The sequence below is a fragment of the Sphingomonas sp. genome (genome assembly GCF_965200105.1).
GTDB lineage: Bacteria > Pseudomonadota > Alphaproteobacteria > Sphingomonadales > Sphingomonadaceae > Solisphingomonas.
Window position 1 is genome coordinate 766,356 of sequence record NZ_CBDATN010000002.1, and the last position, 14,414, is coordinate 780,769.

Here is a 14,414-nt window from a genome sequence, read left to right on the forward strand (position 1 = left end):
CCGGCCCCCGTTTCGCTAGGGGCGACGCATGAGCGCCACCCTCTTCGCCCGACAGCCCCATGCCAGCCCGCGCACCGCCGACAAGCGCGCGGCGCTGATGGAGGATCCCGGCTTCGGCCGCGTCTTCACCGATCATATGGTGACGGCGCGCTGGCGCGAGGGCGAGGGCTGGCATGACGCGAGGGTAGAGGCGCACGCCCCCTTCTCCCTCTCGCCGGCCTGTGCCGTGCTGCACTACGCGCAGGAGATATTCGAGGGACTCAAGGCGTATCGCGGCGACGATGGCGGCGTCACGCTGTTCCGGCCGGATCGCAACGCCGCGCGCTTCCGCGCGTCGGCTCGCCGCCTCGCGATGCCCGAACTGCCCGACGAGCTGTTCCTGGGCTCGCTCGAGGCGCTGATCGGAGCGGATCGCGACTGGGTGCCCGGCGGCGACGGCAGCCTCTATCTCCGCCCCTTCATGTTCGCGAGCGAGGCGTTCCTGGGCGTCCGCCCCGCGGCCGAGTATCTCTACGTGCTGATCGCCTGTCCGGTCGGCGGCTACTTCAAGGGCGGCAAGAGCACCGTCACCGTCTGGGTGTCCGACGACTACACGCGCGCCGCGCCCGGCGGCACCGGCGACGCCAAGTGCGGCGGCAACTACGCCGCCAGCCTGATCGCGCAGGCGCAGGCGATCGAGGCCGGCTGCGATCAGGTCGTCTTCCTCGACGCCGCCGAGCACGCGCATGTCGAGGAGCTTGGCGGCATGAACATCATGTTCCTGATGGACGACGGCAGCCTCCTCACGCCGCCGCTGGGCGGCACGATCCTGCCCGGCATCACCCGCGACAGCCTGCTCACGCTGGCGCGCGACGAGGGGCTGATCGTGCGCGAGGAGCCCTACAGCTTCGCCCAATGGCAGGCGGACGCCGCGTCGGGGCGGCTGCGCGAGTGCTTCGCCTGCGGGACGGCGGCGGTGGTGACGCCGATCGGCGAGGTGCGCCACGCCGGTGGCGCCTTCGCGATCGGCAACGGCGAGGGCGGCGCGACGACCGAGCGGCTGCGCGCGCGGCTGGTCGGCATCCAGCGCGGCCGGACGTCCGATCCGCACGGCTGGGTGCGCCACCTCGATTAGCCAGGGAACCGGACGCGCGCGCCGAGCGATCCCCTGTCCATGAGAATTGATCTTAGCGGCCGGACCGCGCTCGTCACCGGCTCCACCGCCGGCATCGGCCTCGCGATCGCCACCAGTCTGGCGGAGGCCGGCGCCACCGTGATCGTCAACGGGCGCGGACAGGAACGCGTCGATGCGGGCGTAGACGCGATCAGCCGAGCCGTGGCTTCAGCGCAGGTGCGCGGAATCGCGGCCGATGTCGGCACGGCGGACGGCTGCGAGGCGCTGATCGCGGCACTGCCCGCGGTCGACATCCTCGTCAACAACGCCGGCGTGTTCGCGCCCGCCGACTTCTTCGACACGCCCGACGAGGAGTGGGACAGGCACTGGCAGGTCAACGTCATGGCCGGCGTGCGGCTGGCGCGCGCCACCCTGCCCTACATGGAGAAGGCCGGCTGGGGCCGCGTGATCTTCGTCGCGTCGGAGAGCGGTCTCAACATTCCCGTCGAGATGATCCACTATGGCGTCAGCAAGACCGCCGACATCGCGGTCGCGCGCGGGCTCGCCAAGCGCATGGCGGGCACGGGCGTGACGGTGAACTCGGTGCTGCCCGGCCCGACGCTGTCGGAGGGCGTCGAGGCGATGCTCGCGAACGATCCCGAGGGCGGCTCGATCGAGGAGAAGGGCGTGCGCTTCGTCAAGGCGAACCGGCCGAGCTCGATCACTGGCCGCCTGGCGACCGCGCAGGAGGTCGCCAATCTCGTCGTCTACCTCGCCTCGCCGCTCTCCTCCGCAACGACCGGCGCGGCGATGCGCGTCGACGGCGGCGTCGTCGATACGCTCTAGCCGACGAAGGCGCGCTCGATCACGTAGGCGCCGGGCTTGGCGTTGGAGCCTTCCTCGAAGCCGAGCCCCTCGAAGCGCCGGGCGAGCTCGCGGATCATGTCCATGCTGCCGCACATCATCACGCGGTCGGTCTCGGGGTTCAGGTCCGATCCGTCCTCGAACAGCGTTCGCGCGTCGATCAACGCGCCGATGCGCTCGCGGCGCGGGAAGTCCTCGCGCGTGACGGTCGGCAGGTAGCGGAACTGCGCTCGCGCGGCCTCGTCCACCAGCGGATCGTCGGCGAGCCTCGCCTCCAGCATGTCGCGATAGCTGAGGTCGCTCACGCGGCGCACCGAGTGGACGAGCACGATCTCGTCGAAGCGCTCGTAGCTGTCGGGATCGCGGATCACGCTCATGAAGGGCGCGAGGCCGGTCCCGGTGGAGAGCAGCAGCAGCCGCTTGCCGGGCAGCAGCGCGTCGGCGACGAGCGTTCCCGTGGGCTTGCGGCCCAGGAACACGCCGTCACCCGGCTCGATCTTCTGGAGCCTAGAGGTGAGCGGCCCGTCGGGCACCTTGATCGACAGGAACTCCAGCTCCTCGGCATAGGCCGGGCTGGCGATCGAGTAGGCGCGGAGCAGCGGGCGCTTGCCGTCGGGCAGGCCGATCATCACGAACTCGCCCGAGCGGAAGCGGAAGCTCGCCGGCCGCGTGATCGTGAAACTGAAGAGATGCTCGTTCCAGTGGTGGACGCTCGCCACCTTCTCGACGCTCAACGCCGCCGACGGGGCGAGCTCGCCCACTGTCAGGTCGCTCATCACTGGGGTCTCCGGATATCCGGCGCCCATGTCGATCGGTCGCGATCGATTTGCAAGGCGCGGGCTAGAGCAGTTTTTCTATGTCGTCCTCAAGCGAGGCGGGCTTGGTCGTCGGCGCGTGGCGGGATGCCACCCGGCCGGCGCGATCGACGAGGAACTTGGTGAAGTTCCACTTGATCCGCTTGGAGCCGAGGATACCGGGCGCCTGCTCCTTCAGCCAGCGGAACAGCGGGTGCGCGGCCTCGCCGTTGACGTCCACCTTGGCGAACATCGGAAAGCCGACATCGTAGGTGAGCGAGCAGAAGCGGGTGATCTCCGCCTCGTCGCCGGGCTCCTGGTGGCCGAACTGGTTGCACGGGAAGCCGAGCACCGCGAGGCCCCGGCCTTCGTAGCGTTCGTGCAGCGCCTCCAGCCCCTCATATTGAGGCGTGAAGCCGCACTTGCTCGCGGTGTTGACGATCAGCAGCGGCTTGCCGCGCCATTCGGCAAGCGACCGGGTGGCGCCGTCGATCGCCTTCGCCTCGAAGTCGTAGGCCGTCGTCACGCGCGCTCCTACTGCGCCGCCGGCTTCTCGTCGCCGATCAGCTCGCGGCCGATCAGCATCCGGCGGACCTCGTTGGTGCCCGCGCCGATGTCGAGCAGCTTGGCGTCGCGATAGTAGCGCTCGACCGGATAGTCCTTGGTGTAGCCGGCGCCGCCCAGCGCCTGCACCGCCTCGCCCGCGACGCGCACCGCCGCCTCCGACGCATAGAGGATCGCGCCCGCCGCGTCGTGGCGCGTCGTGCGCCCGGCGTCGCAAGCGCGCGCCACCGCATAGACATAGGCGCGCGCCGTAGACAGCGCGACCGCTATGTCCGCGACCTTGCCCTGCATGAGCTGGAAGGCGCCGATCGGCCGCCCGAACTGCCGCCGCTCGCGCACATAGGGAAGTACCGTGTCGAGGCAGGCCTGCATGATGCCGAGCTGGATGCCCGAGAGCACCACGCGCTCATAGTCGAGGCCGGACATCAGCACGCGCACGCCACCGTTCAGCGGGCCCATGACGTTCGCATCCGGCACGAAGCAATCCTCGAACACCAGCTCAGCGGTGGGCGAGCCGCGCATCCCCATCTTGTCGATCTTCTGCCCGATCGAGAAGCCGGCCATGCCGCGCTCGATCAGGAAGGCGGTGATCCCCTTTGATCCCGCGTCGGGCGTCGTTCTCGCATAGACCACCAGCGTCTCGGCATAGGCCGCGTTGGTGATCCAGAACTTGGTGCCGTTCAGCCGGAAGCCGCCCTCCACCTGATCGGCGCGCAGCTTCATCGAGACGACGTCGGAGCCCGCCCCCGCCTCCGACATCGCGAGGCTACCGACATGGTCGCCCGAGATGAGCCCGGGCAGGTATTTCGCCTTCTGCTCGGGCGAACCCCAGCGGCGGATCTGGTTGACGCAGAGATTGGAGTGCGCGCCGTAGGACAAGCCCACCGACGCCGACGCGCGCGAGACCTCCTCGCAGGCCACGACATGTTCGAGATAGCCCAGGCCGAGGCCGCCATCCGCCTCCTCCACCGTGATGCCGTGGAGACCGAGCGCGCCCATTTCGGGCCACAGCTCCTGCGGGAAGCGATCCTCCGCATCGATCGCGGCGGCGATCGGCGCGATGCGGTCGGCGGCGAAGCGCGCCACCGTCTCGCGGATCGCGTCCGCCGTGTCGCCCAGTCCGAAGTCCAATTCTGCCATCCGCCGCTGATAGCGGCTGCGACTTCCCTGTGGAACCGCTATCCGCGCTTCCGGTTCGTGACGGCAAGGCAACGGGCCTTGCAACAGGCGGGATGAGCGGCGATGGTCGCTTCCCGCGAACGAACCGCAGGAGACGGACATGGCGACGACCACGAAGGCGAGTGCCGAGAAGAAGCCCGCCGCGAAGAAGGCTGGCGCCGAGAAGAAGGCCCCCGCCGAGAAGAAGGACGGCGCCCACAAGACGGTGCAGCCGTCCAAGGAGCTGGCGGCGGTCGTCGGCGACGAGCCGCTCAAGCGCACGGAGGTGGTGAGCAAGGTGTGGGACTATATCCGCAAGCACGAGCTCCAGAACCCGAAGGACAAGCGCCAGATCCTCGCCGACGCGACGCTCAAGAAGGTCGTCGGCAAGGACGAGGTCTCGATGTTCGAGCTCAACAAGCACTTGTCCGCCCACCTGAAGTAGGCGCGCCCCGCCCGCGGCGTCACATCTCGCCGCGGGCGTGCCGGATCGCGTACCAGCGCTTCACATTGGCGTTCTGCTCGGCCAGCGTGTTCGCGAAGACGTGCCCGCCGCGACCGTTGGCGACGAAGTAGAGCGCCTTGCTCGATGCGGGGTGCAGCACTGCGTGGAGCGACGCGCGGCCCGGATTGCAGATCGGGCCGATCGGCAGCCCCGGCCGCGCATAGGTGTTATAGCCGTTCACCGCGCGCAGCTCGGACAGGAGGATGCGCCGGCCCAGCGGCCGCCCGCGCGTGACCGGGTAGATGACCGTCGGATCGGCCTGGAGCGGCATGCCCAGCCGCAGCCGGTTGGCGTAGACGGCGGCCACCGTCGCGCGCTCGGCGGGCGCGCCCGTCTCCTTCTCGACGATCGAGGCGAGGATCACCGCGTCGCGCGGCGTGCGGACGGCAAGGCCCGGCGCCCGCCCGCGCCACTCCTCGGCCAGCGCGCGATCCATCGCCGCCCGCATCCGCCTCGCGACGACGGTGCGCGCGTCGCCGTCGGTGAAGGCGTAGCTGTCGGGCAGCACCGATCCCTCCGCCGGCAGCGGCGCCGGCCCCGTCAGCCCGCTCGCCTGCGCCAGCGCCTGGCGCACGTAGATCGACGCCATGCCTTCGGGAACCGTGACCAGCCGCAGCACCGGGCGGCCATGCTGGAGCAGATCGAGGATCGCGGCGGCGCTGCTACGCGCCGGGATCGCGAACCGGCCCGCGCGGATCGGGTCGCGCGATCCGAACAGCCGCGACAGGCGGGTGAACAGCCGCGCGCTACCGATCGCGCCCGCATGCTCCAGTTCGCGCGCGGCGGTGGCGAGCGTCGCGCCCTGCGGGATGGTCACCGTCGCCGGCCTGGCGAGCGGTCCGCGCCCGTGCCACGCCCAGCCGATCGCACCCGCCACGAGCAGGGCGAGCGCCGCCAGCACTACGAGCGGGCCGGCGCCGCGAGCAGGCCGGCGCCGGGCCATCAGACGGCGCGCATCACCAGGCTGGCGTTGGTACCGCCGAAGCCGAACGAGTTGTTGAGCACCGCCGACACCTTCCGCTCCCTGGCCTTGTGCGGAACAAGATCGACGCCCTCGCAGCTCTCGCTCGGATCGTCGAGGTTGAGCGTCGGTGGCACGATCTGGTCGCGTAGCGCCAGGATGCAGAAGATCGACTCCACCGCGCCGGCGCCGCCGAGCAGGTGGCCGATCGCCGACTTGGTGGAAGACATGGAGAGCCCGCCGATCGCATCGCCGAACAGCCGGCGCACCGCGCCCAGCTCCAGCTCGTCGCCGAGCGGCGTCGAGGTGCCGTGGGCGTTGATATAGTCGATATCCTCCAGCGCCAGGCCGGATTTGCGCATCGCCATCTTCATCGAACGGAAGGCGCCGTCGCCCTCCGGATGCGGTGCCGTCACGTGGTAGGCATCGCCCGAGAGGCCGTAGCCGGTCACCTCGGCGTAGATCTTGGCGCCGCGCTTCTTGGCATGCTCATACTCTTCGAGCACGACAACACCGGCGCCCTCGCCCATTACGAAGCCGTCGCGCCGCTTGTCGTAGGGGCGCGACGCCATCTCGGGCGTGTCGTTGAACGAGGTGGAGAGAGCGCGCGCCTGCGCGAAGCCGGCGATGCCGAGCGGGCAGATCGCGCCCTCCGCGCCGCCCGCCAGCATCACGTCGGCATCGTCCATCGCGATCATCCGCGCGGCGTCGCCGATCGCGTGAGCGCCCGTCGAGCAGGCGGTGACGACCGCGTGGTTGGGCCCGCGCAGCCCGTACTTGATCGAGACCTGCCCGGAGATGAGGTTGATGAGCCGGCCGTGGACGAAGTGCGGCGACACACGCCGCGGCCCTTTCTCGTGGCACACGATCGACTCGCTCTCGATCCCCGGTAGCCCGCCTATGCCCGATCCGATCGAGAGGCCGGCGCGCTCGCTCGCCTCCTCGCTCATGTCGAGCAGGCCGGCATCCTCCAGCGCCTGTCCGGCGGCGTCGATGCCGTAGACGATGAAGGGATCAACCTGCCGCTGCACCTTGTGGTCGACGCGCTTGCCGGCGTCGAAGCCGTAGGCGTGATCCTTTGGCTTCACCTCGCAGGCGATGCGGCACGCCTGGTCGGCGGCGTCGAAACGCGTGATCGGCCCGGCGCCCGACTTGGCGGCGAGGATGTTGCCCCACGCCGTCTCGACATCGGCGCCGAGCGGCGTGACCAGCCCCAGACCCGTGACGACGACGCGGCGCATAAACCTCTCCAGAAAGACGAACAGGCCCAACCCGTTCGGGCTGAGCCTGTCGAAGCCTCGTCCTGCCTTCCTAGGAAGAAAGGCGGCCCTTCGACAAGCTCAGGGCGAACGGGTGCGGGGCGATCCCGTAATCAGCCCTTGTGGCTGTCGATGTAGCTGATCGCGTCCTTGACGGTGGTGATCTTCTCGGCGGCGTCATCGGGAATCTCCACGCCGAACTCCTCCTCGAAGGCCATCACCAGTTCGACGATATCGAGGCTGTCCGCGCCGAGATCGTCGATGAAGCTGGCCTCCTCGGTCACCTTCTCGGGCTCGACGCCGAGATGCTCGACGACGATCTTCTTCACGCGCTCGGCGGTCTCGCTCATGTCTTCCCTTCCCGTCGACTGGGCCCGTTGCTTAGCCAAGCGCCCTAGCCCCGGCCCGGTGAGCACGCAAGGGCCCCGCCCGGCCGCCGTTTACCCGATCGCAGCGGATCGTCCGCTACGCGATCGGGCGTGGACAGGCTCCTCGATCCCGTCGCGCAGGCGTCATGGCTGGATGGCCCGCGCGCGCGCGCGTACCGGCTGATCCTGCTCGTCGTGGCGGGCGGCAGCCTGCTGTTCTGGATCGCCGGCTCGCGCGACGGCATCGATCGCGCCGGGCACCCGCTCGGCACCGATTTCCTGGCCTTCTGGTCGGCGGCGCGCCTCGCGATCGCGGGCCACGCCGCCGACGCCTGGACGCTCGCGCGCATCCACGCGGTGGAGCGCGCGGCGGTCGCGGTCGATCCCGGCCCCTCCTCCTTCCTCTACCCGCCGCCCTTCCTGCTGGTCTGCTGGCCGTTCGGCCTGCTCCCCTACTTCACGGCGTGGACGGTGTGGGTGGCGACGACGGGCGCGGCGTGGCTGCTCGTGGCGCGGCGCTGGCTGGGCGGTGCACGCGGCTGGGCGCTCACCGCGCTCGCCTTCCCGGCGGCCGCGATCGAGGCAGCGAACGGGCAGAACGGCTTCCTGACGGCGGCGCTGCTCGGCGGCGGACTGTGGCTGATCGATCGCCGGCCGTGGCTGGCGGGCGCGCTGCTCGGCGCGCTGGTGGTGAAGCCGCAGCTTGGCCTGGCGCTGCCGGTGCTCGTGCTGGCGGGCGGGCGCTGGCGTGTCGGCCTTGCCGGCGTGGCGAGCGCGGCGGCGCTCTCGCTCGCGTCGCTCGCCGCGTTCGGGCCCGGCGTATGGCTCGCCTTCCGCGACGGCGGCGCGCTCGGCCGCGCGATCCTGGAGCGGGGGCTCGTTGAGCCCGAGAAGATGGCCAGCGCCTACGCCGCCGTGCGCGTGCTGGGCGGCGCGCCCGGCCTCGCCTACGGGTGCCAGGCGGCGGTGGCGGCGATCGCCGCCGCGTGCCTCGCCCGCGTCTGCAGGCGGCGTGCCGCGCCGGGCGGCGTCGCCGCGACGACGATCGTGGCGGGCGCGCTGATGAGCCCGTTCCTGTTCGACTATGATCTTGTCGGCACGGGCTTCGCGCTCGCGTGGTTGTGGCGCGAGGGGCTCAGGCGGGGCTTCCTTCAATGGGAGAAGGCGGCGCTGGCGGCGGCGTTCATCCTGCCGCTGGTCGCGCGGACCCTTGCGCTCGGCGGTGGCATCCCGATCGCCCCGCTTGTCCTGCTCGCGCTGCTGGCGGCGACGGTGCGCGCCTCAGATCATCGCCATGCCGCCGTTGACGTGGATCGTCTGCCCGGTGACGTAGCCCGCCTCGCGGCTGGCGAGATAGGCGACCGCGGCACCGATGTCCTCGCCCCGGCCTAAGCCGCCGGCGGGTATCCTGGCGGTAAGCGCCTGCTTCTGCGCGTCGGGCAGCACGTCGGTCATCGCCGACTGGATGAAGCCCGGCGCGACGCAGTTCACCGTGATCTGCCGGCTGGCGAGCTCCTGCGCCAGCGCCTTGGACAGGCCGATCAGCCCCGCCTTGGAGGCGGCGTAGTTGGCCTGCCCCGGATTGCCGGTCACGCCGACGATCGAGGTGATCGACACGATCCGCCCGAAACGCTGCTTCATCATCGGCCGGGCGGCGGCGCGCGCGAGGCGGAAGGCGGCTTCCAGGTTGATGCGGATCACCTGATCCCACTCCTCGTCCTTCATCCGCATGGCGAGGTTGTCGCGGGTGACGCCGGCATTGTTGACGAGGATGTCGAGCCGGCCGCCGAGCGCGTCGGCCGCCGCCGGCACCAGCGCGTCCACCGCCGCCTTGTCGGAGAGGTCGCACGGCAGCGCGACAGGATCGCCGCCGATCTCCTGCGCGAAGACTTCAAGCTTCGCGACGTTGGAGCCCGAGAGCGCGAGGCGCGCCCCCTGCCCCGCCAGCGCCCGCGCGATCGCGGAGCCCAACCCGCCGCTCGCGCCCGTCACCAGCGCCGTCATTCCCGTCAGGTCGAACATCGCAAGCTTTCCCTCAGAGCGCCTTCGCCAGCGCCTCGATATCATCCATCGTCACCACGCTCGTCGCCACGGCGTCGGGGGCGATGCGCTTCACCATCGGTCCCAGCACCTTGCCGCCGAACTCGACGAAATGGTCGACGCCCGCCGCCGCCATCGCCTCCACGCTCTCGCGCCAGCGCACCGTGCCCGTCACCTGCTCGACGAGCAGCGTGCGGATCGCCGCCGGGTCCGCCACGGGCGCGGCGGTGACGTTGGCGTAGAGCGGCACCAGTGGCGCGGAGAGCGCGGCGGATGCCAGCGCCTTTTCCATCGCGCGCGCGGCCGGCTCCATCAGCGCGCAGTGGAACGGGGCCGACACCGGGAGCAGCATCGCGCGTTTGCCGCCGCGCACCTTGGCGAGCTCGACCGCGCGCTCCACCGCCGCGCGATCGCCCGAGACGACCACCTGCCCCGGCGCGTTGTCGTTGGCGGCCTCGCACACCTGCCCCTCCGCGGCATCGGCGGCGATCTGGCGCGCGGCCGCGAAATCGAGCCCGAGCAGCGCCGCCATCGCGCCCGCGCCGACCGGCACCGCCGCCTGCATCGCCTGGCCGCGCGTCCGCAGCAGCCGCGCCGTCTCGGCAAGCTTCACCGCGTCCGCCGCGCACAGCGCGCTATATTCGCCGAGGCTGTGGCCGGCGACATACTCCGCCTTGTCGGCCAGCCGCACGCCGCCCTCGCGCTCCAGCACGCGCAGCGTGGCGAGCGCGTTCGCCATGATCGCGGGCTGCGCATTCTCGGTGAGCATCAGCTCGTCCGCCGGCCCCTCCGCCATCAGCCGCGCGAGATGCTGGCCGAGCGCCTCGTCGACCTCCTGGAAGGTCTCGCGCGCCACCGCGCTCGCGCCCGCCAGCGCGACCCCCATGCCGACGGACTGGCTACCCTGGCCGGGGAAGATGAACGCGCGCATCGGTCACTCCTCTCGTGCAAGGCCCGGCGCGATACGGGGCTCGCGGCCCTCGCGCAACCGCGCGCGGCGGTTGCCAAGCGCGACCCGAGCGGCTAGATCGCGGCGATCCGGGCGGTGGGCATTGCCTTCCGCCCGGACGCATTTGGACGACGAGCCGGAGGGGCGACGCGATGGGCGCGGCGTCAGCGATCGGCATGGAGACTTGAGGCATGGCTCTCTACGAGCATGTCTTCCTCGCCCGCCAGGATCTGGCGCAGGCGCAGGTGGACGCACTGGCGGAAACCGCCACCAAGATCATTCAGGACGCCGGCGGACGGATCGTCAAGACCGAGACGTGGGGCCTGCGCTCGCTCGCCTACCGGATCGCCAAGAACCGCAAGGCGCATTACGTCATGATGGAAGTCGACGGCCCCGCCGCCGGCATCCAGGAGATGGAGCGCCAGCTCGCGATCAACGAGGACGTCATCCGCTACATGACGGTGCGCGTCGAGGGCCACGAGGCCGGCCCGTCCGCGATGATGCGGAGGAACGAGCGCGACCGTACGCGCCGTCGCGAGCGCGAGGACGAGCGCGGCCCGCGCGAGGATCGTGGCGATCGCGGGCCCCGTGGCGACGACCGGGGCGACCGCCCCGAGCGCGCGGCTTGAAGGAGTAGAGAGACATGGCCCGCCCCTTCCTGCGCCGCCGCAAGAGCTGCCCCTTCTCCGCCAAGGACGCGCCGCGGATCGACTATAAGGACGTCCGCCTGCTCCAGGGCTTCGTGTCCGAGCGCGGCAAGATCGTGCCGTCGCGCATCACCGCCGTCTCCGCCAAGAAGCAGCGCGAGCTCGCCCGCGAGATCAAGCGCGCGCGGCATCTCGGCCTGCTCCCCTATGTCGTGAAGTGAGGACCAAGCGATGGATGTGATCCTGCTGGAGCGCGTCGAGAAGCTCGGCGCCATCGGCGACGTGGTGTCGGTGAAGAACGGCTACGCGCGCAACTTCCTGCTGCCCAACAAGAAGGCGCTCCGCGCCAACGAGGCCAACCGCCGCGTCTTCGAATCCAACCGCGCGCAGATCGAGGCGGATAACGCCCAGCGCCGCGAGACCGCCGCCAAAGACGCGAAGGGCATCGACGGCAAGACCGTCCTGCTCATCCGTCAGGCGTCGAATACCGGCCAGCTCTACGGCTCGGTCTCGGCGCGCGACCTCGCCGAGCTGCTGGAGGCGGACGGCGCCAAGGTCACGAAGGCGCAGATCGTGCTCGATCGCCCGATCAAGGCGATCGGCCTCACCGAGGTGCGCGTCGTCCTCCACCCCGAGGTGTCGACCACCATCAAGGTGAACGTCGCGCGCTCGCCCGAGGAGGCCGATCTCCAGGCGCAGGGCGTCGACGTCATGGCGCAGATGTTCGAGCGCGACGAGGCCGGCTTCACCGAGGCCTATGATCCCAACGCCGAGCCCGGCGCCACCGCCGACGCGCCCGCGCGCGAGGATGACGACGCGGCGTAATCGACGCCCGTCCGCCTGGCTTTCGAAGGGCCGCCCGCGTCATCGACGCGGGCGGCCTTCTTGTGTCCCAAGCGGTCGCAAGCTTGACACAGAGAACCATATCGGATATCTACGCTTCTACCTGCGAACCGGTTGCGCATCCGGCGAGCAGGTGGGAACCGGGCGAGGCGGAGACGTCCAGCCCGGCGGCCGGCGCGGAGACATCCGGTTCGTGAGACGGGGCTCCGCAAGTGAACAGCCGCTTCGGCTAACTGAAACCGTCCCGGCCACCACCGGGAGACGGGACCGCCGAGGGGCATGAAAGTCCGGACGCGATCACCATCGCGTGACACTTGAAGTCGTCCGGCAACCGGGTGCGCGTGGCAGGACGCGCCGGCCGTTTCTCCCTTCTTCCGCGCGGGCGGAGGGAGGGGTGTGTCTGTTCTCGTCGCGATCCCGCCCACTTAACCCCCACCACGCACCAGTCGTAGGTTGCCGCCCGTGACGGGCGCCAGGCGGGACCCGCACCCTTGAAGCTACTGGTAGGACGCGGTCGATGAACCCAGCTTGGAAACATGACGAATGACGCCTCGCCGGCCGGCTCCTCCTTCGGCAAGGCTATGATTGCTGCGCCACGCGAACGCCGAAGCGCCTAGTCTAGTCGCGCGCGGCGGTCATCGAGGCCGCTTTGGCGGGGGAGACGCGCCGCCGGCGGCCTGCGGCCGGCGCGGTGCCGGCCCGCCGGGCGATCGCGCAGGCCCCGCGCGCTCTCCCGTCGCCTCGATGCGGATGCCGCTCTCGTCCTCGCCGTCGACGTTCGAGCTGCGGGCGACCGCCGCGGCGAAGCGCGAGGCGATCGCACGCGGCACCTGGAAACGCGTCTCGTCGGCCATGATACGGATGGCGCCAACCTCGGCCTTGGTAATCCGGCCGCGCCGACAGAGCAGCGGCAGGATCCAGCGCGGGTCCGCGCTCTGGCGGCGGCCGACGTCCATGCGGAACCAGACGACGTCGTCGAAGCCGGGCCGATGATGCTCCTGCTGTGCGGCGCGGCGCGCATCCGGCGTCGCCTCGATCAGCTCCTCGGGTGCGGGCAGCGCGGCGCGGTGCGCGCGGACCAGCGCGGCCGCGACCTCCTCGGCCCCCCGCTCCTCCAGCAGCCGCCGGCCGAGCGCGCGATCCTCCTCGTCGATCTCCTGCGGGGCGAGCAGCGCCGCGAGCATCCGCTCATGGTCGCGCGCGCGGATCTCGTCGGGAGTCGGCACCGCGATCCACTCGGCCGCGATCCGCGCTTCGCGTAGCATCGCCTCGACGCGGCGACGCCGCGGATAGGGCACGATCAGCACCGCCGTGCCCTTGTTCCCCGCGCGCCCGGTGCGGCCGGAGCGATGCTGCAGCACCTCCGGATCGCGCGGCAGCTCGACATGGACGACGAGGCTCAGCGTCGGCAGGTCGATGCCGCGCGCGGCCACGTCGGTCGCGACGCACACCCGCGCGCGGCCGTCGCGCAGCGCCTGGAGGGCGGCGTTGCGCTCGTTCTGGCTGTGCTCGCCCGACAGCGCCACCGCCGCGAAGCCGCGCTCGACGAGGCTGGCGTGGAGGTGGCGGACATTGTCGCGCGTCGCGCAGAACAGCATCGCCGTCTCCGCCTCGTGCAGGCGCAGCAGGTTTATCGCGGCATGCTCGATGTCGGAGGGCGCCACCGACACCGCCTGGTACGCGATGTCGCCATGGCCGCGATCCTCGCCCACCGTCGAGAGGCGCAGCGCGTCGCGCTGGTAGCGGCGCGCCAGCGCAACGATCGGGCGCGGCATCGTCGCCGAGAAGAGCAGCGTGCGCCGCGCCTCGGGCGTCGCGTCGAGGATACGCTCCAGATCCTCGCGAAAGCCCATGTCGAGCATCTCGTCGGCCTCGTCGAGCACCGCGACGCGTAGGCCGGAGAGATCGAGCGCACCGCGCTCGAGATGATCGCACAGCCGTCCCGGCGTCCCGACGACGATGTGCGTGCCGTGGGCCAGCGCGCGTCGCTCCTTCGCGGCATCCATGCCGCCGACGCAGGTCGCGATCCGCGCCCGCCCGCCGGCGTAGAGCCAGGCGAGCTCGCGGCTGACCTGGAGCGCGAGTTCGCGAGTCGGCGCCACGACGAGCGCGAGCGGCAGCGCCGGCGGCGGCAGCGCACCGCCCTCGAAGAGCTGCGTCGCCATGCCGAGGCCGAACGCCACCGTCTTGCCCGAGCCGGTCTGCGCGGAGACGACAAGGTCGCGCGCTTCCGCTTCCGATTGCAGCACGGCCTCCTGAACGGGCGTGAGCGAGGCGTAGCCGCGCGCGGCGAGCGCCTCCGAGAGGGGTGGCGGAAGTGTGGGCGGCAACATGGATGTCCTCCACATGGCCCCCCCCGGCCGTTGCTT

General features: G+C 71.0%; 16 protein-coding genes. 7 read left to right on the plus strand and 9 right to left on the minus strand.

Features of this window, described 5'->3' with window-relative positions; genetic code table 11:
• The first annotated feature begins 28 nt into the window (after positions 1-28).
• Complete coding sequence (locus ACOFKX_RS05030) at positions 29-1,114, plus strand: branched-chain amino acid aminotransferase (protein WP_419825975.1); 1,086 nt, start codon at positions 29-31, stop codon at positions 1,112-1,114.
• Positions 1,115-1,153: 39 nt separating this feature from the next.
• Entirely contained in the window at positions 1,154-1,939 is a 786-nt protein-coding gene (locus tag ACOFKX_RS05035) for an SDR family NAD(P)-dependent oxidoreductase (protein ID WP_419825976.1), read from the plus strand.
• Here ACOFKX_RS05035 and ACOFKX_RS05040 read toward each other — a convergent pair.
• The 3 genes from ACOFKX_RS05040 to ACOFKX_RS05050 form a co-directional block, all read right to left on the minus strand.
• Entirely contained in the window at positions 1,936-2,733 is a 798-nt protein-coding gene (locus ACOFKX_RS05040; RefSeq protein WP_419825977.1) for a ferredoxin--NADP reductase, read from the minus strand. The two genes, ACOFKX_RS05035 and ACOFKX_RS05040, sit on opposite strands and share 4 nt — an antisense overlap.
• 64 nt (positions 2,734-2,797) lie before the next feature.
• Positions 2,798-3,277 (minus strand): glutathione peroxidase, encoded by a 480-nt coding sequence (locus tag ACOFKX_RS05045; protein WP_419825978.1) that lies wholly within the window; start codon positions 3,275-3,277, stop codon positions 2,798-2,800.
• A gap of 8 nt (positions 3,278-3,285) precedes the next feature.
• Entirely contained in the window at positions 3,286-4,455 is a 1,170-nt protein-coding gene (locus ACOFKX_RS05050; protein ID WP_419825979.1) for an acyl-CoA dehydrogenase family protein, read from the minus strand.
• Positions 4,456-4,594: 139 nt separating this feature from the next.
• Here ACOFKX_RS05050 and ACOFKX_RS05055 point away from each other — a divergent pair, with 139 nt between their 5' ends.
• On the plus strand, positions 4,595-4,918 hold the full coding sequence (locus ACOFKX_RS05055; protein WP_419825980.1) for an SWIB/MDM2 domain-containing protein: 324 nt from the start codon (positions 4,595-4,597) through the stop codon (positions 4,916-4,918).
• A gap of 19 nt (positions 4,919-4,937) precedes the next feature.
• Here the strand turns inward: ACOFKX_RS05055 and mltG are convergent, their stop codons facing one another.
• From mltG to ACOFKX_RS05070, 3 genes are all read right to left on the minus strand, one after another.
• Complete coding sequence (gene mltG / locus ACOFKX_RS05060; RefSeq protein ID WP_419825981.1) at positions 4,938-5,921, minus strand: endolytic transglycosylase MltG; 984 nt, start codon at positions 5,919-5,921, stop codon at positions 4,938-4,940.
• Entirely contained in the window at positions 5,921-7,180 is a 1,260-nt protein-coding gene (fabF, locus tag ACOFKX_RS05065; protein ID WP_419825982.1) for a beta-ketoacyl-ACP synthase II, read from the minus strand. Before fabF ends, mltG begins: the two co-directional genes overlap by 1 nt.
• 131 nt (positions 7,181-7,311) lie before the next feature.
• The gene (locus ACOFKX_RS05070) at positions 7,312-7,548 is read right to left on the minus strand and encodes an acyl carrier protein (RefSeq protein ID WP_419825983.1); all 237 of its coding nucleotides are present in this window, start codon (positions 7,546-7,548) and stop codon (positions 7,312-7,314) included.
• A 129-nt stretch (positions 7,549-7,677) separates the two neighbouring features.
• On the opposite strand from ACOFKX_RS05070, the gene ACOFKX_RS05075 reads away from it, so the two are divergent.
• Positions 7,678-8,958 (plus strand): glycosyltransferase family 87 protein, encoded by a 1,281-nt coding sequence (locus tag ACOFKX_RS05075; protein WP_419825984.1) that lies wholly within the window; start codon positions 7,678-7,680, stop codon positions 8,956-8,958.
• On the opposite strand, the gene fabG is transcribed toward ACOFKX_RS05075, so the two are convergent.
• Complete coding sequence (gene fabG, locus ACOFKX_RS05080) at positions 8,848-9,588, minus strand: 3-oxoacyl-[acyl-carrier-protein] reductase (RefSeq protein WP_419825985.1); 741 nt, start codon at positions 9,586-9,588, stop codon at positions 8,848-8,850. The two genes, ACOFKX_RS05075 and fabG, sit on opposite strands and share 111 nt — an antisense overlap.
• Before the next feature lie 13 nt (positions 9,589-9,601).
• Positions 9,602-10,537, minus strand: coding sequence for an ACP S-malonyltransferase (fabD, locus tag ACOFKX_RS05085; protein WP_419825986.1), 936 nt, complete (start codon positions 10,535-10,537; stop codon positions 9,602-9,604).
• A 209-nt stretch (positions 10,538-10,746) separates the two neighbouring features.
• Here fabD and rpsF point away from each other — a divergent pair, with 209 nt between their 5' ends.
• Genes rpsF through rplI form a run of 3 tightly spaced genes read left to right on the plus strand, consistent with a single transcriptional unit; the run spans position 10,747 to position 12,027 of the window.
• The gene (gene rpsF, locus ACOFKX_RS05090; protein WP_419825987.1) at positions 10,747-11,184 is read left to right on the plus strand and encodes a 30S ribosomal protein S6; all 438 of its coding nucleotides are present in this window, start codon (positions 10,747-10,749) and stop codon (positions 11,182-11,184) included.
• 14 nt (positions 11,185-11,198) lie between these two features.
• Positions 11,199-11,423, plus strand: coding sequence for a 30S ribosomal protein S18 (gene rpsR, locus ACOFKX_RS05095; protein ID WP_419825988.1), 225 nt, complete (start codon positions 11,199-11,201; stop codon positions 11,421-11,423).
• Positions 11,424-11,433: 10 nt separating this feature from the next.
• Positions 11,434-12,027: a 50S ribosomal protein L9 gene (gene rplI, locus ACOFKX_RS05100; RefSeq protein ID WP_419825989.1), complete on the plus strand. Its 594-nt coding sequence runs from the start codon at positions 11,434-11,436 to the stop codon at positions 12,025-12,027.
• A gap of 653 nt (positions 12,028-12,680) precedes the next feature.
• On the opposite strand, the gene ACOFKX_RS05105 is transcribed toward rplI, so the two are convergent.
• The gene (locus tag ACOFKX_RS05105; RefSeq protein ID WP_419825990.1) at positions 12,681-14,378 is read right to left on the minus strand and encodes a DEAD/DEAH box helicase; all 1,698 of its coding nucleotides are present in this window, start codon (positions 14,376-14,378) and stop codon (positions 12,681-12,683) included.
• Positions 14,379-14,414 lie beyond the last annotated feature (36 nt).